Source organism: Sediminispirochaeta smaragdinae DSM 11293 (assembly GCF_000143985.1).
Lineage (GTDB): Bacteria > Spirochaetota > Spirochaetia > DSM-16054 > Sediminispirochaetaceae > Sediminispirochaeta > Sediminispirochaeta smaragdinae.
The window spans coordinates 2,594,442-2,615,505 of record NC_014364.1; the positions used below are offsets into that span (position 1 = coordinate 2,594,442).

The following is a 21,064-nucleotide window of genomic DNA, read 5'->3' on the forward strand; positions in this document are numbered from 1 at the left end:
TTTTTGTCAAAACCACAGATGCTCTTTCGGTAGCGAAAGATGAGGAAAACGTGTATTCTCATTATATCATGGATGATCGTGAGGCAAAAACACGCTTGCACCAAGCCATTGAGGCAGGCAAAAAACGGGACTATCGGGGCTGCATCTCGCTGCTTCTCCCCGTCGTTGCAACGCGAAATGATGTTGCAGACGCCGCCCTTTATCTCGGAAGGGCATGGCATGCCCTTGGGGAATATACACCGGCAATCGCATATTTGCGTGATTTTCACCGGGCGAAACCGGAATCGGTGGCCGGCATGTTTTTTCTTGGAAGGGCCTACTATTGTGGAGGCTTCCCTAAAGAGGCCCTCTTCCAGCTCAAGCGGGCCTGGAAGGCTGCCCCACAGTCCGCCCAGATAGGAACCTACCTGGCCTTTGCCTATCTGAAGGCGGGGCGACACGACATTGCCCTCCCTCTCTTATCGAATCTGGTGGAGCAGCGGCCGGAAAATACGAAGATATACCAAGCCTATCTGAACACCCTCTATGTGCAGGCCATCCGCCTTTTTCATCGGGGAGATGTCAAACAATCCATGGAGATGTTCTCCTTCCTCCAGGAACGCGGGGTCGAAAGCGTTCTCCTCTACCTCTATCTCGGTATGGGGGCCAGGGAAGAGGGCCGTCTTCATGATGCGCTGTGGGCCTATGAGAAGGCCCTTGAGCTTTCTCCCGATGACGAGATGATTCGCTATCGACGTGCCGTGCTGCTTTTCCAGACAGGCAGAAAAAGCGAAGCACTGAAGGAACTCTCCCAATTGAAGCATTTCGGCGACGACAAGGGGGAACTTGATCCCCTGCAGGCCGATTACAGGACCGCCGTCCGCTACTATGAAACTGGAAATTTTCGCAAGGCATCCTACCATGCCCTCCGCCTCCTAAAGGCCGGTAGCGACGACATAGAGATTAGGCTGCTTATTGGAGAATCACTCCGTCACCTCGGTGACTTTCAGCGGGCGGAAAATCACTTTCGCCGGGCGCTTGATCTCGATCGTACCCGCATAGAAGCACGATATGGAATCGCCATGGTGCTGTGGCAGCAACAGCGTTTCGAGGAAATGCTTCATGTGCTGCGCCAGATAGATCGCAGCGATCCCGATAACGAGATCGCACGCTACTACACTCCTCTTGTCTTCTGGAAGCTGGAACGAGACCCCTCTCGTGGCATTACCCTTGCCCTCAAGGCGTTGGAAGATAATAAAGAGGATCCCTTCCTTATGACGGCTCTTGGCGACTTCCATCTGAGAAGCGGAAACAGCAAAGATGCCGAAACGTGGTATATGAAGGCCCTGGGGATCAACCCGGAAATGAAAGAGGCACTTCTCGGGGTGATTCCTCTCCACGAACAACAGGAGGAAGATGTGAAGATCGCCCAGAAGCTTACGGGCGAATATCGTTCTCTGATAAAGCTGCTGGGTAACGACAGAATCTATATGCGAAAATTGATGTTGCTGCTCTATCGGCTTTCCGATTTTTCCGCTTGTGCCGAACAGGCAAAGGCATTGCTTGCCCTTATACCTGAGGATCTTCAGGCACTGCGTGTACTTGGCATTTCGCTACGTAAACAGGAACGCTATCTCGAAGCGGCCCTTGTCTATCGGAGGCTCCTCAGGAAAGCGCCATTTCATGAACGCTTTCTTACTTCTCATGTATGGTGTCTCGAAAAGGCGAACCAGGGAAATCAAGCAGCCGATTTTCTCGAGAACGCCCTTTCTGCAATGCCTGATCCCCCCTATTCTCTGCTGCTGATTCTCGGTAAGATTTATTACCATCTTGATAACTATGATGAGGCTGCAAACACCTTCAGGAAGGCCATGCAGCTTTCACCGGAATCCTGGCAAGCTTATCAGAATCTCGCCAGTACACTCAGAAAGCTGGGACAAGAGGAGCTTGCGACACGATATTTTTCAAAGGCAGATGAAAAACGAAAGAAAAGTACTTCCCATTTTTAGTGCTTGCAGCCATAAAGAGGTGATGTTTATAATGAAGATAAAAGAAGGAGTATGAATCTATGGCACCGAAAGCGTTGGACCTTTTCCAGGCATATTCTCAGGATAAGCTTCCGCGAGAAGGCGGATACATTGTTTCATCATTCTTTGAGGGTAGGACTGCCTACTCTATTTACGAGGTTGTCGCCTACAGTGGTGTAAAAAGTATCTATCTAACCGAAGAAGGACTCACCTTTCAGACCGATGGAAACAAGTTGTTCGTGCTGGTTGAACCGGCAACCTATCCGCAGAAATTTGTAGAACCCTTCAGGCGGGATACCAAGCATCAGATTCCTCAGCGGTTTAACGAGCTTGAGATCTATACCGCAAAAAACCAGACCAAGGTTATGGTAAGCAAGGAACCTATCATCAGCTATGGTTCTTTTACCATCATGAAGCCCTCGGGAATCAACTTTTCACTTCTTTTTTACGCCAATGATGAGGTAATGGACACCCTTGGTTACTTCTTTACCGAAACCCTCAACAGGGAAGCGGGGATTCCAAAGTCGGACGCAAGACAGGCACACAAATCGATTCTCGAAGGGATCAAGAAGTTCGGCATCTGGTAAACCAGGTATCGCAACAGGTGAGAGTGCCTAAAAAAAAGCTGCCGGAACCCATGGTTTCGGCAGCTTTTTGCTTGTATGGTAACAAGAGCTCTACTGCTCTACTATGCCCTTCTTCGCTCAATATTCTGCTGAGCAACGGCAAGCAGTGCAATGGGCACCGAATAGACCGAACAGGAAACATAATCAAGACCGGCATCCATACAGAAAGCAATATTGGAAGGCACAGCACCATGTTCACCACAAAGGCCCTTGGTAAGCCCCGGTCTGGTGAGGGTGCCCCGCCGTACGGCAATCGAAATAAGCTCCTTTACATGTTCGTCGAGAATCTGGAAGGGATTTCCCGATAGGATATCGAAAAGTGTATAATCAGGCATAAAGGAGGTATAGTCGTCCCGGGAAAGGCCGATGGTGGTCTGGGTAAGGTCGTTCGTACCGAAGCTGAAGAACTGGGCATAACGTGCGATCTCACCGGCTCCCAAGGCCGCGACGGGAAGCTCAATCATGGTGCCGAACTTGTAATCGACCGGTTTGGCACCCAGCCGCTCTCTGACCTGTTCTTCAACCTGGGCAAGGCCGCGATAGGTGTTACCCTCGATCTTTTTTCCGTAGATAATGAGCTTCAGCTCATTATGATTCATGATGAGGGGAATCATAATCTCAGGCGCCACCTTCTTCCCCTCGGAAATAAGCTTGTAGGCAGCCTCGAAAATGGCCTCCATCTGCATCTCATAGATCTCCGGATAACTCACGGCAATACGGCAGCCTCGATGACCGAGCATCGGGTTGAACTCGGCAAGGGCGTCACAGCGCTCGCGAACCTCCCGCTGGCTCATGCTCTTGCCTCCGCTTGTCTTCAAATAATCAAGGAAGGCTTTCATCTGCTCATCGTTATGGGGCAGGAATTCATGTAAGGGGGCATCAAGCAAGCGAATTGTCACCTCTTTTCCTTCCATAGCCTTGAAAATCTGATAGAAATCGCTCTGCTGCATCTTCTTTAGCTTTTTCAGGACCTTCAGTCGCTCTTCACGATTGTCGGACATAATCATCTCACGAAAAACGTTGATACGCTCTTCCTGAAAAAACATGTGTTCGGTCCGGCAGAGCCCGATTCCCTCGGCTCCGAAGGTACGTGCAAGTTCGGCATCCCGCGGTTTATCCGCATTGACCCGCACATGGAAGGCCGCCACATCCTTCTTGACAACGTCTATGAAATCGAGCAGCCCCGACTGTTTCGGGTCCGGTTCGATCAGCTGAGCCTCGCCGAGGAAAATAGTGGGTTCACCATAGTGGGGGACGTTCAAAGTTACGAGATCCCCTTCATTCAAGTCAACCTTGCCGATTTGGGCCTTTTTCTTGCCACGGAATTTCAGATCGAAATTGACAAGAGAAACCTTACCATACTGTCGCGCCACAACCGAAGCGTGAGCGGAGTAGCCCCCTTCGGCGGAAAGAACACCGGTAGAGACCTCAATGGCCTTTACATCTTCGGCAAAGGTCGCAGGCATGCAAAGAATCAGGCGGGTATCTTCTCCCTTTTGCTGGGCACTTTTGTAGGCATCAAGCAGGGTCTCGGTGGAAAAATAGATTCTCCCGATTGCCGCTCCGGGGGCACCGGCAATACCTCCGTCGATTCGCTCCATGCTTTTGGTCGACTTGACATCGATAACAGGATGGAGAATCTCGTTGAGCTGATCAGGTTTAAAGGCGGTGATAAGTTCTTCTCGGCTGATAATCTTCCTGGCATAGAGATCAAGCAGAGTTTTGACATCTGCCTGAACCGATTTACTCATTAAGGGCCGCTGATCAATCAGCCACACCTTACCGTTTTCCACCGTAAAGCGGATGGACCGAATCTCTTTGAAATGGTCCTCCACTATACCAGCGACCTTTTCCAACTCTGCAAAAATCGGCTTTTCGATCTTTGCAATCTCTTTTCCTTCAGATTCGATACTATTGAATCGGTTCTGCTCAAACCATCCTTCGAGCTTTTTATCTCCCGTTACGATATTACGGGTAAAAAACTCACCGCTGGCACTATTCTTTCCGTAGTTTCCATAGACCATCGGCTGAACAATAAGAGCGGCATCTTCATCGTCAAGTTCATCGATGGCCAGCATCTTACTGATCGACTTAAGGACAATTTCCAGCTGGGTATAGGCATCACTGAAAAAATCTTCAGGAAGATACCTTCGGTACTCCTCCATCAAGGACTTGAATTTTTCAGCTTTGTCATTTTTTTCCATCCCCTTTTGAAGATTTTCAATTAAGGAGGTAATCTTTTCCGCATCCTTTTGACGCTCTTCAAGCTGAGCAATCTTCTCTTCTACCTGCAGATAGCCTTTGATGAGAAAAAGAACCTCGTGGTAACCGAAATCTTCACCCACGAATTGGTTGAATCCGGGGATGGTATCGTCCGTCAACCCAAAGTTGTGTAAGGTTGGGTAGGAGACGATCGCAAGGTTCGGACTGATAACGACCTTCACCAGCAGTGGATTCTCTTTATCTCCGAACCGTTTTCCGGTATCACTCTCGCACTTTCCGATATAGTTCTTAAGGTACCGCTTCATATCATCCTGATGATCCAGGTGAGCGGTCACGGAAGCATCGATAATAAAACCGGGCAAGATGGGAAGATCGAGGGCGGCAAACTCCATTGCCTGCTTTCCCCGAAGTCCGAAGGTTTCCCACGTTTCCCGATTTTTTACATATTTGTTTCTGCTAAAAAAATGCATATTCTTTGTCATACTTGCCCTCGCTTTTTCAAAACAGGTTGAGAATCTGGCTTATGGGATATTTGAGAAACTCCTCAAATTTAGGACTCGCTCCCTGTTTGAGATAGCGCTGCAATTTCGCTACATCCTTGATATCCTCCCCGGCAACGGCAAAAAGGATTGCACTGCCGTGCTTAACCTTGCCCCACTTAAAGAGACTGTGGATATCATGGATTCGCTCTCCCTCATAATAGATGTAAACCTCCAGTGAGGGATGCTTATGGTTATAACTTTGGATGATCCGTTTCCAGGCCTCCACGTTCCCGTTATGAAACAGTTCATTGGTAACGGGAACAGAGTAAAAAGGAGTCATTCTCCGCTTCCCCGAGCCAGCAGCAGGCGCAGCAGCCGCTGCGTCCTTTTCCTTTGCGCCTGCAGGACTTGCTGTCGCAACCGAAGCCTTTGCCTGCTTTGTTTCCGATGTCGCAGACGTCGACCGCTTTTGGGACCTTTTGGGTGCCGCCGTTTTTGCAGGGGTCCTCGGCTTTGCGGCAAAGCTTCCCTTGGTCAATGAGTCGGGAGTCTTCGCCTTTTTACCGGAAAAAAGCTTTACAATCGTATCAAGAGCCTTGGACTCAAGCTTTTCATCCCCTTTCTTTTCAAAGCTTCCGACATATATGGTCAGAAGCTCACTCCTCGCCATATTGTTCAAACTATCGAAATGCTCCGAGTTCTTTGGATTCAGCACCATGGGACCAAGATCGGGATGAAAGTAGACCAGGACAATGTCCACCGCCTTCCAGCGCTTTATCTCATCGACAAAACGAGCGAACTCGGTAATGGACTGCGGTAGAGTCAGGCTTTTATAACGATAAGCATACTTATCCACTAAAAGAGCCCTTACAATCGGCATAATCTGCCTATGATCAATGTCTTTTTCGTTCAAGGCTTCGTTTAGAAGATCCGCGAGATTGATATGGGATTCGAAATTATCTATTAAGGAAGAGACCGTCCGGAAATGACCCAAAGACCGGTTAAAACCATCCTTGGTGGAAAGGGTCTCGAATTCGTACATGTTCATATTCATTCTTCCCGTCTCCATAAAAACAACGCCCCCGCTGTCGGGGGCGTTTAGCGTGCATCGATTATAAACTCTTCAGACCGTCGCTTCCCTTTTTGGGTCGACCTCTGCCCCGTTTCTTCTTCGGAGCATCATCGACCAAACCCTTGGGAGCGGAAGATTTTTTTCGTGTTGTAGCGGGCTTGGAAACCGGAGCCTCTTCCACAACGGTCGATACTTCCGCAGCCCCTGCGTCGGCACTGTCGTTCAGCATATCAAGATACGCCTGTCCCTTGCTTGGAGTAGGAAGTGCTCCTCCCTCCTCCTCCGCCTGCCGCTCTTCGAACTCGGCAACCGAAGCGAAATGCTGATCAATATCATCCCTGACGGTGCTCCGTCGTCGGCTGAAAGATGCAAAAGCGGCATCCTGGAAGCCCTTTGAAACGCCGTGCAGAAATTCGTTGAGCACATTCGCCATACCGTCTAGGGTTGCCTTCTTTCTCTTAATGGAGGTGATGTCCACATCAAGGAGAAGACCAGGCTGAATATGATAGGGGTTGATCAAATACTCAAAACGATTGAACTCTTTCTGTAGAAAATCGAGACGGTCTTCCATGACACGGCGCTGGACCGGATAACGAAAGCCGTACATCTCCTGCAGTTTGTCCTTCATCAAGATCAATTTTTTCCGCACCTTATCCTTTTCAAACATATAGGTACGGTTCATCTTCTCTACCTGTGTTTCGGCAGGCTGCACAAAGGAAATCTCATCCCACACCTTGTCTATGTCTTCATAGAGGGGATCACCGGTCTTGGCTTTAATCTTCTTTCTAATCTTATTCTTATAGATCTTGGCAAGATCGGGATAATCGGTGACGCGCTTAAATAGTTTGGTGTCTTCGTAGACCATCTCAAGGACATCCCAAAGATGCTGAACCTCGATTTCGAAAGAACGAAGCTGAACATCGTACGATTTCCTTTCCTCAATCAACTGGGCATTGTCATAGTACTTGAGCCTAACCTGATAACGTTCATCAGGCAGTAAGGCGTAGTCGGTATCCTCATATTCCTGAATGATAAGTTCACGGGCATTTTTCAGGTTTTCGATGTGTTGGTACCCCATCTTCGAGGTGTCGAGAATGGAGGTGATAGAGTTGACGGCGGTATTGTATCCACGGTTTCGGATGTTCTCGATATCGACGATGTTCTTTAGATTTTCTCTGATGTTGAGCTGATCGAACTCCTCGGGATCGATCTCGGCACGAAGCCCCTCAAGCCGTTCCATCAATTTCTTCGCCATAAACTTATACCGATTGGACTTCGGGTTCTCCTTATCATCATCGGTATAATTCTCCACCCGCTTCATCTTCTCAAAGATGATCTCGCTATCGTTGAGCTCCTCCAGCCCTTCGTCGATTCTTTCATCTTTCAGATTTTCGATCTCTTTATCGATCTGGTCCATGACATGCTTGGAAAGCAGATCCTTGATCAGATACTCGACGGTTACCTGGTAGTGAAAAATCGGGCTGATCAGCTCGGAATCGAGGATATTGACCGAAAGCTTTACATCGGTAACGGTCTTCGGTTTCTGTATGTTGTCCTTAAAGGAACATTTTACGACGGAATAGGCGTTCTCACCGCGGATGAAGGCGCCGACATCGGTTTTTTGCCGAAGCAGGGAGTTTGTCAAGTTTTCCAGATCGTTCACACCTCTCTGGATATGTCCCTGTAAGTGGCCGTACATATTTACGATTGATTTTTCAATCTCACCGGTATTGAACCGATCCATTCCTCCGACTTCATCGAGAAGAGTAGATATCTCTTTCGGTGTATATCGGGTAAGAACCTTCATTTCCTCGCGATCAATAAAGTTTCGAGTCTTCTTTACCAATTCGTCTTCACTGGTAACCAGATAACGGTTAACCATGTTCTGAACATTCTGGTTGAAATAGTTGTACAATTTCTCCTTAAGGCCGCCCATGACGTCCAGCCGCTCCAGAACTTCCTTAGGAAGTTTGGTGGAGATATGATTCATTACCTTATCGATTTCTTCTTCAAGAAGACGATCAACTTCCGCCTGCTGGTCTCGGCTTTCCTGAGCGAGGGAGTTTCGGGATCCCACCGCGCTTCGCTTTGTCGGGTGAAACACCATCGGACTTTTCGGTAGATCTATGCTTCCCATTGCACTCTCCTTCGGTTTATTTCATTAATAGATTATCTACATCGCGGAAAAAATGTAAAGCACATTTTTTTTTTTTGTAGATCATGATAGGATTAGAGACATCATGGTGAAAAAAAGAGTTCTGACGGTTTTTATCTTTTTCCTGGGCGTCTCGGGGATTCTCTATGCCGATACAAGAAAAGGAAATATCGAGTTGTTTGTCCTGCTGGACAAGTCCCTTTCGATGGTCGAAGAGATAGACTCTGTAAAGGAGTATGTGGCTGATGAGCTTGTCGGCAGACTTCTTATTCCCGGTGATCTCTTTGTTCTGATTAATTTTTACGGCAAGACCGATCGCTTCTTTTCCGGTGAAGTAGAGTCCAGAGCCGACATCGAAGCCCTGAAAGATTCACTCACATCCATTACTGCCGACGGACGATTTACAGACATTGGAAGCGCATTGGATACCCTCGAAAAGACGGTAGAGGCCATTCCCGTCCGGCAGGGCAGAAAGCGTTATCTCCTTTTACTAACGGATGGGAAGCAGGAAGCTCCCCCCGACAGCCCCTATTACTCACCCGATGGCAGCTTTAATCATCGGCTTCTCGAACATACCAAAGAGATTGCCAAAAAGGGCTGGAAGATTCATATCCTCGGCATTGGAACGGAAACGGCGGCCGAGGAGTTGGCCAAGGAACTTTCGGCCGCATTTTCTTCCGTGCGTGAAAAGCCCGAAGAAAGAGAGATTGCACAGCAGCTCTCCGGTTTGATGATCTCCATCTCGGCAAGGCTATCCTCAAACAAACTAACCATTGAAGATCGGGGAATAAAAATCCCCCTCGAGTTGGAAATTTCCGATGCCGATGAAGGGGAAAACCTGATTCTCCGCTTTGATTCCCTTATCTTCACCGCCGCAGATGGTGCCCAGACGGTACTTACTCCCGAAGATCGACAGATAAGTCTGACGGAAAAAGCGGGAAGAACCGTAAAAAAAGATCTCGCCTTCCGTTTTTCGTCTCAGGAAGCTGTTCCCGGCAAGACGGCGAAAGGAGAAATTCGCTTTGTGTTTAACGGTGATACCGTGTTTCAACCCGCGGTATTCGACGTAGTGCTCACTCACGGCGATGCGGCCTCTGCCAATAAAAACGAGACCGAACAAGGAGGGGGATGGCAGGCCCGATGGCCTTTTGTCGTGGCCGGTCTCATCGCTCTCATCGTTATCGTCAGATTTGCATCTATTGCGTTGGGGAAGAAGAGAGACGATGATGACAAACGACGCAAGAATCCGGTAGAATAGCCGCATGGGGAGATTTGCGAAAGTAGCCGGATTTATCGAACGTCACGAGGCTTTTTTTATTTCCGGTCATGAGACGCCCGATGCCGATGCTCTCGGTAGCGAAATAGCCTTATACCGTGCTCTTCGTCATTTGGGTAAGCGAGTAAAGATTGTCAATGCCGATCCGGCCGCACAGAAATATGCCTACCTCGATCCCGAAGGGGTTATCGATACTCTGGACCCTGATCCGGCGGTAACATATTCTCTGCCTGAGGATGTCGCTTCATGGGGACATTTTATCCTCGACACAAACGATATCGGAAATATCGGCCATGTTGCCACTCTTATTCTTCCTTATGTCGGTGAATACTATATCATTGATCACCATGAGTTGGGTGATGACCTGTTCACCGACAATCACATCGAAGAAAATGCCTCGTCGACCAGTGAAATCCTTTACGATTTGCTGACGGAACTAAATATTCCGATTAATCTTGAGGTTGCGGTAGCCTTATATACGGGGATCATGTACGACACCGGTTCCTTTATTTATCCGAAAACCAGTGCACGGACCTTCGGCATTGCACACGATCTTGTGGAAATCGGAGTTAATCCAAACGAAATGTATCAGCATATCTACGAGAGTAACTCTATTCCCGCTCTGAAACTTCAATCAAAGGTCCTTGCAAGTCTCGAACTCTACTACGATCAACATGTTGCCGTTCAAACCATGCTCAGAGAAACCATTGCGGCCTGTGGGGCACGGTATGAAGAGGCTGATAGTTTCATCAATGTTCCTTTAAAAAGTAAAGATATTCGTGTATCTATCTTCTTTAAGGAAAACGAACAGGGAATTCTTCGTTGTTCGTTACGTTCCAAAGGCAATATTAATGTTGCGGCGATTGCCCAAACCTTCGGAGGCGGGGGACATCGTACCGCCGCCGGTTTCAAGAGCGCCTTTCGGCTCGAGACCATAAAGACAAAGGTTCTGGGAATGCTGCAAAGCTATTTTGAATCAGGAAGTGAATAATCGTGAAGCATAGTATCCTTATTCTTCTCATACCGATGGTGCTCATCGGCTGTGGCAACGGTGAAAAACGGGGTCAACAGAAGGCCTACTCCTCCACTTCCGAAGAAAATTCTTCTGCAGCGTCATCGGAAACAAAGCAGATTTCAGACAGCACGCGAGAACAGATAGAGGGACTTCTCTACGGTGACGAAAAGACGAGCGAGCCGAAGATTGCGATCGCCCCCCCCTATTCCCTCGTTCAGATCCTGGATGTAAATCTTGATCTTGACCGAAACGACGAGCAAATCCTGGTGGTCAAGGCCGGGGACAGTCCCGATTCTCCTATCAAAATCATCATAGCTGATTACGACACGCTCAGAGATGGATATTATCCGGCATGGGAAAGTGAGACAGGGGCAACACAACGCAGATTTTTCGGCGTAACCCTTAGCGATGTAGTCGGGGACCATAATACGGAGATCATCTGTAGCGGCATCGATTCCCAAGGGAAACAAACGCTTGATATCTTCAGGAGGGAGAGCAGAGCCAATAACATGGCTATTTCCTATGAACCAATTATCACCATTGCCGTGGAAGGAACCATCGAGATTCGTGAATCAGAACGATCTCAGGCCTATCTGAACGGCCTAAAAAATGGAGATAGTTTCCCGGTCTTTGCCACCGTAGAGAACGAAAATGAAACGGTTCGTTCCATGTACGCCTGGAGAAGCGGCGACGGATATTATATCAAGGTAAACGAAGAAAAAACGCCGAGAGAAGAAATCGAAGATCGCAAACTCCGCGAACTATTCAACAGCGGCGTCGATGCTTTCGAGGAGTTTCTATCGAGAAACTGGAATGGAGATCACAACAGCACGATCCTGTTCGACAAAAGCAGCCAGGAAATCACCCTCTATTCCGGTGATATCCAGGAGATATATCATTGGAACAGTTCGTACCGGTTTCTTTCAAACAGTATCTCGATTAAGGGAGAAAATGAACTTGTCCCCTACATTCGGGTTGAGATATCAATTCGTATACTGGATAGCGGCTCGATCAGGGTGTCGTTGTACGATATCGATAATCAGACATGGCGAAAAAGCCTCAACGACTCCTGGTCGGGAACCTACTACGCTGTACCAAAAGGAACCTCACCGGAAAAACGAGGAACGCCGGAGGCTCCTGTAAAGCTTCCGACTTTGTCTGGTTTTTATCGCGGCGAATCCGGAGAAGAACTGATCCTCACTCCTCCCCGCTTTACCCTCTCGGCAAACGGTGAACAACTTTCGGGAGGGTTCGCCGTTTATATGCTCAACGTTCCCGTCTTCGAGCTTAAAATCATCGATGACAGGGGCATAGGAAGAGGAGAGCAAGCCTACCGTCTCGTCTATAAAGAAGAACAGGATAACGACAAAATCACCAGAACGCTTGGACTCATACCTGGTATTATCGGAATGAAGGGGTTTATCGAAACGGACGATCCGGAAATGCGCTTCCGCCAGATCGAATACTTCGAAGATGATCAGAGTCAGTAGACGGCAGAGGCTTCGAAACCGGCTTCCTTCAGCTCCAGGAGAAACTGTTCGGCATCATCCTTCTCACTTGAAAGCACCACACGATAGTAGTGAGTTCCCTGTACATCAGCCTCAACAATAGAAGCGGAAAATCCTGCTTTCTGAAGATCGATCACCAGATACTCGGCATTTTCTCTGTCGGTGAAGGAACCGGCCTGGAGGAAGAGTGAACCTTCCTTCGGAGCACGGGCAACGGAGGCCTCTTGTTTTCGGTTTTCTCCTTCATCACCACTACTGCTTGGAGAAAGATAGCTTGCCAGAATAAGATCTGAAAAACTTTCAAATTTGCGTGCCTGTCCCGAGATGATCATGGCTTCGGGGGAAGCCGACCAGGTATCAAGCAAAAGGCCCTTCAGGCGAGCCGCCTCATTCCCGTCGCCGCTTAAGGAGGCGCAGATGATATCCCAATAAAGAGCGACTGGTGTTTCTCCTCCCGAAGAGGATAATTCGACCTTCCCGGAAGCAGAAGAGTCAAACAACGCTATCCTGTCAAGAAGCAGCTCCGCAGCCGTTCCCAGCTTCGTCTCTTTTTCCTGTTGAGCAACAACCTGTGCCTGGGTTTTGGCAACGCGAAGTTCCCCAAGTTCAAAGAGGAGCTCCGCACTTTTTAGAAGCGATGCAAAGTCGGTAGCATCGCCTTGAGGATAGACGAAAGAAGCGTTCTGATACGCCGTCTGGGCCGTTTCCAGATCACCGGCGAGAAGCGCAAGCTCGCCCTGCTGCTTCAAAAGACGGTAGCGTTCAGCCCTGCTTGTGGAAAGGGGGATTTGCTCCTCAATCTTGCCGAGGGCTTGAGAGAAATCGCTTGTCTCACCTGTTTCACCGTAGCCGGAAGCAACGGCAATCAAACACAAAGCAGAAAAGAAAAAACGGTGCAGCATATCCGAACTCATTTTCGAGGTTCATCTCCTTCCCCGATATCGGATAAGATCTCTTCAGGAATTTCTTTCCTTGTTTTTTTCGAAAAAAACTTTTTCGCTTCCCTCTTTTTTCTTCCCTTGCCGAGCAAGATCATGGGAATCGTTATGACCACCCCAGCGGTAAAGGCAAGGAAAAGCGAGATGAAGATCGGAACATCATGATAAGTCACGAAACCGAAGCTGATGTCGGAACTGGTATCGATGTTGAAAAAGATAAACAGAACGATCACAAAGACAATCAAAAGAAAGAAAATCATTTTCCAGGGCATACTACCTCCCCTCGAAAGGTATTTCCGTGCAAGGTCTTCAATACAACCGGCACAAAAGAGCCTATCAAGCCTTCACCCCCCGGAAACGCAACCATCTCGTTTCGGTTGGTTCGGGCAAGAAGCTCCCCTTCCCGCTTTTTGGCCCTCTGCTCGACAAGGACCCTCTCGCTATCGCCGATCCGTGCCTTGCGGCGTGCAAAGGAAATTTCCCGCTGAAGTTCGATAAGCGTTTTGAGCCGATCGAGCTTCACCTCATGAGGAACCTGTTCCGCCATATCATATGCGGCGGTCCCCTCCCTCGGATTATAGTAATAGGTAAAGGCGTCGTCGAATCCTACCTGCCGTACCAAATCGAGGGTAAGCTCAAAATCCTCTTCACTCTCCCCAGGGAAACCGATCATGAGGTCGGTGGAAAGGGAAAGACCGGGGATTACCGAGCGCATCATTTCGACAAGATCAAAATAGTGCTCCCGTGTATATTTTCGGTTCATTCGTCGAAGAACTGAATTAGATCCGTGCTGTACCGGCAGATGAATATGATTACACACAGTCTCATGTTCTGCTATCACCCGAATCAGCTCTTGTGGTATATCCTTCGGATGACTACTCATAAAGCGTATCCAGCGTATGGAATCGGTCATGGAAGCGATCTTCGCGAGCAAGTCAGGGAAACGAAGCGTATCGTTCCAGTTGTATGAATTGACGTTTTGCCCTAAAAGCGTTATCTCGCGGACCCCTTTTTCCTCGAGCCTCTCGATCTCACGAAAAATATCTTCTGGTGAACGCGAAATCTCCCGCCCACGGACATAGGGAACAATGCAATAGGAGCAGAAATTGTTGCAGCCGTGCATGATGGGGAGAAAGGCCTTGAAGGCTCCCTTTGCAAGGTGATAGGGCTCGAATTGAAAGTGGGGAGAGACGGAGAGATCATCCGCCTTAACGGGAGCATGCGTTTCGCCGTGTCCACAGGCAATTTCGGATAGTTTTCGCTTCTGAAAGGTTCCAAGCACATAATCGACAGCCTTTGATTCTTTGATGATCTCTTCGCCAAGGCGTTCGGCCATGCAGCCGGTCACGATAAGCGTGAAATCACGGCTCTCTTTTAAGAATTTATAGTAGCCGATGCGTCCCCAAATCCGATCCTCGGCGGTCTGACGCACCGCACAGGTATTCAAAAGAACAATATCGGCCTCTTCCGGCCGCTCTGCAGCGCTCCAGCCGAGAGCCTCCAGCTGAAGCGTCATAGCATTTGACTCGGCTATATTCATCTGACATCCGTAGGTTTCAAGAAAAAAACGGCCTGTCATGATTTATCTCCTTCGATCAGTTTATTTACATACCAGGGGATGAGCTTCCAGTTGTTTTCCCGGGGAATAAGAATCCATGCGCCCTTGTCGAAATGTTCATCGACCTCGTCCTCACGCTTTCCCGTGGCAAGCAGATTGCTGTAGGTTGCAAGGAGAACATTATCGGTGGAGATCCCTCCCCCGTTTTCAATCATGATGTGTCTGTTTTCAAGATAAAGTCTGGCAAGTTCAAAGGGGGAAAAACTGGTATCAATATATGAGGCAAGGGACTGGAGCAGCTCATACACCGTTTTTACCTCTCCGGCTCCAAGCTGATCGAAACGCTTCTTTATGCCCTCGATGACCAATTGCTGCCGCTGGGCCCTGTCGAAATCATCACTGGTATGCCGTGAACGAGCGACTCGAAGTGCGGCGACCCCGTCGAGCAAATGGGTTCCGGCAGGATAGTGGAGTGTCGTCCACTCACCGTTTTCTCTAATACGGTATGTCGGATCTATCAAGGGTTGTTCCAGTGTAACCTCGATACCCCCGAGAATGTTGATAACGTCTATAAAGGCATACATGTCGACAACAATGTAATCGTCGATGGTGAGCCCCGTCATTTCGCCTACAATCTGGGCAAAGCGTTTCGGTCCATAGATCCTGAAATAGGAGTTGATTTTGCGCTTTTTCCACCATATATCTCGGGGAATGGCGATCAAGGTCGCCTTTTCAGGGGATATATGAGCGATGATAATGGTGTCGGCATTATTCTCATGGGTACCGCAAAGCAAAATGGTCTTTCCCTCCGGAGAAATTTTCCCCATTTGGGATAAGACGGCATCATCCGGAAGCTCCATTGTGGAAGCTGTCCCAAGCGTCGGCTCCTGTATCCCGAAGCGCCTTACGGAACCGACGACGACATCATCACGATCCATGAGGTAGATTTCTCCGGCCATTTTCTGGACCGCGAGGGATCCGGCGCGACTGCCCTTTTCATCTATAAAATCGAAGTAAAAATAGTCGTTCTCGTCCCGCGGCTCATCATTAAGGTGTAGACCATAGATATCGAGGTAGGCGCGAAACGCTTCATCACGGACAAGCCTTAGAACCTGCTGTTTCCCAGCATCGGTAGCCCGCTCTGTTTGTCGCCTGTTATCGGCCTCGGTGAGAAGACCGAGGAAATGATCGGAGGCTCCATCAAACTCCTGAAATTGCGTTTCGCCGACAAGAATACCGTCGCTGCCGTAACGAACCTTCAGAGAAAAAAGGAGGATCCCGTCCCATGTCGTTACATCGAAGCTCGCTTGCTGTGAATCTTGAGTAATGGGGCTAAAACGAAGGGCCCGCTCCCTTCGAAGGGCCGTGGCCCGTCCGTCTCCGTAAAGACGGCGGAGATCGCTCTGTGCCGCCGCAAAGCTTTGTCGCTTCGTCTCAACCTCTTTTGCTTTCGATGCAAGCAGAGTAAGGACCTTCTTTGGAAGGGAGGGAGCATCTTTGCCCAGCTCTTCGTCATTTCCAGCCAGAAGCCGTTCATCGGTTTCCGCTTGATTGAGGCGATATCCCGTATCAAGAAGATGAAAGGTTGCAAGAGGGATGGAAGCGTAAGAAAAAAGCAGGCTTTCTCTTCCCTTACGCTGCATGGAAATTCCTGCAGCGGAGAGAAAGGCCTTATCGGATGAATTTTCCAGCATCACCGAAAGAAATGCCGCCCGCTCCATTTCAGCATCGTGAGCAAGAAGCGCATCCACGGCACGGTAAAAAGGAGTCTGATCCTCCTGCTTCTCTATGCCCTCGGCTGGCTCCCCTTCCGCAACGGATGCATCTTCGGCACCAAAAAAGTCATAGCGCTTCTCAGGTAGGTTCAAGGCTTGACGCAGGGTATTGTTCTCTTGTCCAAGGGAAAGAATGGCACGCTTCAGCGTGCCGAGAGAATCGTTTTGCGACTCAATCTCAGCAAAAAGCTTTTCTCCGGAGGCCTGCTGTTCGCGGCGTAGCGATGCCACCTGAAAAAAGAGCGTGAGAAAGACAGCGACAAAAACAATACACACGAGGATGAGAAGGAGATGGGTCCTACGCATTGTCCTCACCTAATGTCTAAAGGAGCGCTCACCGGTAAAGAGCAGTGCCGCCCCATATTCATTACACGCTTCGATAACCTCACCGTCCCGAAGGCTGCCGCCCGGTTCGGCAATGGCGGTAACCCCCTCCCTGAGTGCGACATCAACACCATCACGAAAGGGGAAAAAGCCGTCGGAAATCATCACCGCACCAGAAAGCCCCCCCTTAGCCTCTTCCACACGCGCCATGACAGAGGCTTTCGTCGTATCATCAAGGCTATCGAAGCTACCGGAATACTCACTGCGTGCAATTCGTTCGGCCATGTTTCGATAGGCCTTATCTCTGGCTATGGTGGCAACGCCGACACGATCCTGTTCTCCCGTACCGATGGCCACCGTCGCCTCATCCTTGACATAGATCACCGAATTGCTGGTAACGGCGCTTTCCACAAGCCATCCAAAAAGCAGATCCTTGCGCTCCTGTTCGCTTGCATCGCGCCTGCAGCGAAAATGCTCGCCCTTCCGCTCGCTCTCTGCGAGGATGAAGTCCTCTTTCTTTCGTATGGAAGTGGTATAGGAGTTCTGAAGGATCAATCCTCCATCTACCAGAGAGGTAAATTCCACATATTGTCCGGCTGCGCACTCCTCAAGACGATCCATCCCGGCTATACGAAAAATACGGAGATTTTTACGGCCCGAAAGGATCTCAACCACTCCCGGTTCAAAATCCGGGGCAGCCACAATCTCAAAATAGTTATCGGCAATCAGCTTTGCGGCATCGATGGGTATTCGCCGGTTCACAATGACAGCCCCGCCGAAGGCGGCTATGGGATCACCGCCGAGAGCCTTGGCAACGGCATCTTTCACACCATCCGCCCTGGCGACACCTGAGGGATTGTTGTGTTTCATGATGGCAGCCGTAGGACGATCTCCCATGTATTGCAATATCTGCAGGGCCCTGTCGACATCGACAACATTGATCTTACCGGGATGTTTCCCGCTTTTTACCAGCTCGAGCTCGGAACTGAGCCCCGAAACAGGCAGCAATTTGATCATATCGGCGATCTCCACAGGACCGCCGACCCTTTTATACAAGGCTGCCTTCTGATGGGGATTTTCCCCGTAACGGAGACCTGCAGAATGGCCGTCGACATCCCATACCACCTTTTCGTAGCTCAACTGCCGATCACCATCGTCGTAATGAAAGGTAATATCGAAACGGTTGGGAAACCGCTCCTCTTGTTTTTCTCTATAGATTGCAGTAAGGCGCTTATCCAAACCTCGCTCCTTGGTATTCTTGCGTTTGCATTACCTTATCGTTAATCTATATCCGTTGCAAGACGGCGTCGCTGGGCCGATTGTACCGTATTGTAGAGAAGCATCGTAATGGTCATCGGACCTACGCCTCCCGGTACCGGGGTAATCATCGAAGCCTTGTGGGAAACCGCTTCGAAGGCGACATCACCGACAAGGCGGTAGCCCCTCTTTTTTGAGGCATCCTCCACCCGATTCACACCGACATCGATGACCACGGCTCCCTCTTTTATCATATCTGCGCCGATAATCTCGGGTTTACCCACGGCAGCGATAACAATATCCCCCTGCCGTACGATATCGGCCATGTTTCGAGTCGCAGAATGGCAAACAGTGACGGTGGCATTCCCCCCTTCGCTCTTCTGAAGCAAAAGGTTTGCCAAGGGTTTGCCCACAATATTACTTCGTCCGACAATGACGACATGACGGCCCTTGGTTTCCGCTCCGGAACGAAGCAAAAGCTGGACAATACCGTGGGGGGTACAAGGCAGAAAGGTCTCCTGACCGAGTACCATCTTTCCGACACTGTAGGGATGAAAGCCGTCTACGTCTTTGGCAGGATCAATGGCAAGCAGCACCTTATTCTCATCTATCTGCTTCGGCAGCGGCAGCTGGACCAGGATACCATCGATGCGGGGATCGTTGTTCATTGATCCCACCAGGGCGAGAAGTTCCTCCTCGCTTGTCGAGGCCTCCAGACGATGTTCTTCGGAATAGATACCGATTTTCTCACAGGCCCGCTCCTTGGCAGTGACATAACTCACACTGGCGGGATCATCGCCCACAAGAACGACCCCAAGTCCGGGAACGACGTCTTTTTCCTTCATCCGGGAAACCTTTTCGGCAAGTTCTCCCCTCATGGTTTCGGCAATTGCCTTTCCATCTATTATTGTTGCGGTCATGATGCCCTCCTCAGTTTTGTCGTTACAGTAATGCATCACCATTATATATGCTTTGGGGCCTTTTTGAAACAGATTGCCCTACCATTGTCTCCTATCATTGCTCTTGTTGATAAAGGCGGATTCAAGTGCTACTATCCCACTACAACACTTGAATCAAACAAGGTGGTATTCATGCATACACGAGGTTTTGCACGGCTTTTGGCCGTTTTCATCTGCACCTCTGTTTTTATGCCGATGATACTCTCGGCCCAAGAAACACAGACGCCGGAAGAGACTGAGCAATTTGTCGAACCCTACGGAAAGGGTGATCAAATGTTTACCATGAGTGGTGGGCTTTTTATCCCTCTTTTTATCCACTTTCCATATGCCGATGAACTGAGCGATACCGAAACCTTCGAATCAACTGGAGGACACATCTTTCTCGGAGGTCTAGGTTCTCTCGGCTGGAGTAGTTTTCTTACCAACAGGGTTTTTCTCGGGATTACTCTGACAGGCGCCTTTACCCAGTCGGTAAACGAAAACAAAGAGATGATTCTGCCCCTTTGTCTTCAGGCAGGGTACCTCTTTCTTGCCGGTTCATTCGAGATTCCCGTCAGCCTGGAGGCCGGTATCGCCATGAACAAATACGAGGACCAGACCTATTTCGGTCCCATGCTGAAACCAGGTGCCTCGGTATACTGGGTGATGAATGCATCCTGGGGATTTGGCCTCAATTTTAAGTACTGGTGGGTCCCCGAGATCTATTTCGGATCGAACTCCTCTTCCACCAGCTTCGGAAACTTTTCCGAAGTGAGTCTTTCCGCTCGCTACCGCTTCTAAGTTCGGAGGAATACACTATGCGCAAATATCTGCTATATACCATTCTGTCGATTTTCATCTTGTCCTTCTTCGTCGGCTGTAACGCCGACGGTGTTGGCATCTTCTACACCCTCTCCAAAGAGGAAGAGCTTTCGGGAAGCGACCTGCAGGGGCTTTATATTCGGAGCTTTGTCAACATCGGTAGCGATGTCTTCTGCGGTGCAGGTCCCTCGGTATGGAAGGACAACGGTTCCTCCTGGAAAAATGTTTCCAAGTCAGGTTATAACTCGGACCCGGCAATCGCCAGTGACGGAACCACGATCTATGCCGCCCTTTACGAGGAGGACGATACGGACCAGGAGAAAACGATCTGGAGCTACGACGGAAGCAGCTGGACGGAAGTGCCATCTCCCCCTTTCGCCTCAAGCACTTCAATGTGGCTTCTCGATACCTCCGGCCTTGATTTCATCGTCCGTTCACCCGACGGAAACGATAGCTACGATATCTACTCTATCAATGCTTCCGGTACTATATCCAGCATATTACTGACTACCGCCTACCCGATCACCGATGCCGCATATGATGACTTAAATGACATCTATGTGCTTGTGGGCGGCCCTTATTACAACGATAACCCCATTATCTATCATGGAGACGGGACCTCATTCACTGCGGCTACTTCGACCGTGAGTGATCCGATCGGCGGTGTTATATATTACAAAGATGACGATAGTATCCCCCCTGACCGCTCCACCTTCTACCTCACAACCAAGGATGGAAATCTGTGGAGCAGCACCGACGGGGATACCTGGGATGTTGTTGATGAGGCTCCCGACAACTACTCTGACGATACACCGCTTCTTTTCGATATGGGGGTGGTTACCTTTGATTCCACCGCCTATCTTGTCATAGGTTCCGACGAGGGCTACTACGAGATGGATCTTTCGGGAACTTCAATAAGCCGGCCGGAGGGAACCATTGATTCGGACACCGACATTGAGGCCTCCTATTCCACCTTTGCCGACGGATATGTGCGATGCTTTTATACGGTTGAGGACAATCACTTCCTGATGGGAACGGCAACCGGAGTCTGGGAAAACGACAACGGGGACCTCGATCAGAAGTAAATCC

Annotated in this window: 16 protein-coding genes; 7 read left to right on the top strand and 9 right to left on the bottom strand. The window is 49.4% G+C overall.

Annotated features, from left to right (window positions below):
* The first annotated feature begins 50 nt into the window (after window positions 1-50).
* Together SPIRS_RS12205 and SPIRS_RS12210 are read left to right on the top strand one after the other, a co-directional pair.
* Window positions 51-1,988 (top strand): tetratricopeptide repeat protein, encoded by a 1,938-nt coding sequence (locus SPIRS_RS12205; RefSeq protein ID WP_245537588.1) that lies wholly within the window; start codon window positions 51-53, stop codon window positions 1,986-1,988.
* A gap of 59 nt (window positions 1,989-2,047) precedes the next feature.
* Window positions 2,048-2,593, top strand: a complete 546-nt coding sequence (locus SPIRS_RS12210; protein WP_013254994.1) for a hypothetical protein — start codon at window positions 2,048-2,050, stop codon at window positions 2,591-2,593.
* Window positions 2,594-2,694: 101 nt separating this feature from the next.
* On the opposite strand, the gene SPIRS_RS12215 is transcribed toward SPIRS_RS12210, so the two are convergent.
* The 3 genes from SPIRS_RS12215 to cfpA are packed head-to-tail and all read right to left on the bottom strand — an operon-like array spanning window position 2,695 to window position 8,546.
* Window positions 2,695-5,337: a putative PEP-binding protein gene (locus tag SPIRS_RS12215; RefSeq protein ID WP_013254995.1), complete on the bottom strand. Its 2,643-nt coding sequence runs from the start codon at window positions 5,335-5,337 to the stop codon at window positions 2,695-2,697.
* A 16-nt stretch (window positions 5,338-5,353) separates the two neighbouring features.
* Window positions 5,354-6,391 (bottom strand): hypothetical protein, encoded by a 1,038-nt coding sequence (locus SPIRS_RS12220; protein ID WP_013254996.1) that lies wholly within the window; start codon window positions 6,389-6,391, stop codon window positions 5,354-5,356.
* Window positions 6,392-6,449: 58 nt separating this feature from the next.
* Complete coding sequence (cfpA, locus tag SPIRS_RS12225) at window positions 6,450-8,546, bottom strand: cytoplasmic filament protein CfpA (protein ID WP_013254997.1); 2,097 nt, start codon at window positions 8,544-8,546, stop codon at window positions 6,450-6,452.
* Window positions 8,547-8,649: 103 nt separating this feature from the next.
* Between cfpA and SPIRS_RS12230 the strand changes: the two genes are divergently transcribed.
* From SPIRS_RS12230 to SPIRS_RS12240, 3 genes are read left to right on the top strand one after another with little or no spacing between them, the layout of a single operon-like run.
* Window positions 8,650-9,822 (top strand): vWA domain-containing protein, encoded by a 1,173-nt coding sequence (locus tag SPIRS_RS12230; RefSeq protein WP_013254998.1) that lies wholly within the window; start codon window positions 8,650-8,652, stop codon window positions 9,820-9,822.
* Window positions 9,823-9,826: 4 nt separating this feature from the next.
* Window positions 9,827-10,831 (top strand): DHH family phosphoesterase, encoded by a 1,005-nt coding sequence (locus SPIRS_RS12235; RefSeq protein ID WP_013254999.1) that lies wholly within the window; start codon window positions 9,827-9,829, stop codon window positions 10,829-10,831.
* 2 nt (window positions 10,832-10,833) lie between these two features.
* Window positions 10,834-12,345: a pallilysin-related adhesin gene (locus SPIRS_RS12240; protein ID WP_013255000.1), complete on the top strand. Its 1,512-nt coding sequence runs from the start codon at window positions 10,834-10,836 to the stop codon at window positions 12,343-12,345.
* On the opposite strand, the gene SPIRS_RS12245 is transcribed toward SPIRS_RS12240, so the two are convergent.
* From SPIRS_RS12245 to folD, 6 genes are read right to left on the bottom strand one after another with little or no spacing between them, the layout of a single operon-like run.
* Window positions 12,339-13,277, bottom strand: coding sequence for an SPOR domain-containing protein (locus SPIRS_RS12245; RefSeq protein ID WP_013255001.1), 939 nt, complete (start codon window positions 13,275-13,277; stop codon window positions 12,339-12,341). The genes SPIRS_RS12240 and SPIRS_RS12245 overlap by 7 nt on opposite strands.
* A complete protein-coding gene (locus SPIRS_RS12250) occupies window positions 13,274-13,573 on the bottom strand; it encodes a LapA family protein (protein ID WP_013255002.1) in 300 nt (99 codons plus the stop codon). Before SPIRS_RS12250 ends, SPIRS_RS12245 begins: the two co-directional genes overlap by 4 nt.
* Window positions 13,558-14,880, bottom strand: coding sequence for a tRNA (N6-isopentenyl adenosine(37)-C2)-methylthiotransferase MiaB (gene miaB / locus SPIRS_RS12255; RefSeq protein WP_013255003.1), 1,323 nt, complete (start codon window positions 14,878-14,880; stop codon window positions 13,558-13,560). Before miaB ends, SPIRS_RS12250 begins: the two co-directional genes overlap by 16 nt.
* Complete coding sequence (locus SPIRS_RS12260; RefSeq protein WP_013255004.1) at window positions 14,877-16,940, bottom strand: LCP family protein; 2,064 nt, start codon at window positions 16,938-16,940, stop codon at window positions 14,877-14,879. The genes miaB and SPIRS_RS12260 overlap by 4 nt, the downstream gene beginning before the upstream one ends.
* 9 nt (window positions 16,941-16,949) lie before the next feature.
* On the bottom strand, window positions 16,950-18,197 hold the full coding sequence (locus SPIRS_RS12265) for a phosphoribosylaminoimidazolecarboxamide formyltransferase (protein WP_013255005.1): 1,248 nt from the start codon (window positions 18,195-18,197) through the stop codon (window positions 16,950-16,952).
* 41 nt (window positions 18,198-18,238) lie between these two features.
* The gene (gene folD, locus SPIRS_RS12270; RefSeq protein WP_013255006.1) at window positions 18,239-19,135 is read right to left on the bottom strand and encodes a bifunctional methylenetetrahydrofolate dehydrogenase/methenyltetrahydrofolate cyclohydrolase FolD; all 897 of its coding nucleotides are present in this window, start codon (window positions 19,133-19,135) and stop codon (window positions 18,239-18,241) included.
* A gap of 171 nt (window positions 19,136-19,306) precedes the next feature.
* On the opposite strand from folD, the gene SPIRS_RS12275 reads away from it, so the two are divergent.
* Together SPIRS_RS12275 and SPIRS_RS12280 are read left to right on the top strand one after the other, a co-directional pair.
* Window positions 19,307-19,954: a TP0733 family outer membrane beta-barrel protein gene (locus SPIRS_RS12275; RefSeq protein WP_013255007.1), complete on the top strand. Its 648-nt coding sequence runs from the start codon at window positions 19,307-19,309 to the stop codon at window positions 19,952-19,954.
* Window positions 19,955-19,971: 17 nt separating this feature from the next.
* Window positions 19,972-21,060 carry a hypothetical protein gene (locus SPIRS_RS12280; RefSeq protein WP_013255008.1) on the top strand — a complete coding sequence of 363 codons (1,089 nt, stop codon included), beginning with the start codon at window positions 19,972-19,974 and terminating at the stop codon, window positions 21,058-21,060.
* The last annotated feature ends 4 nt before the right edge of the window (window positions 21,061-21,064 follow it).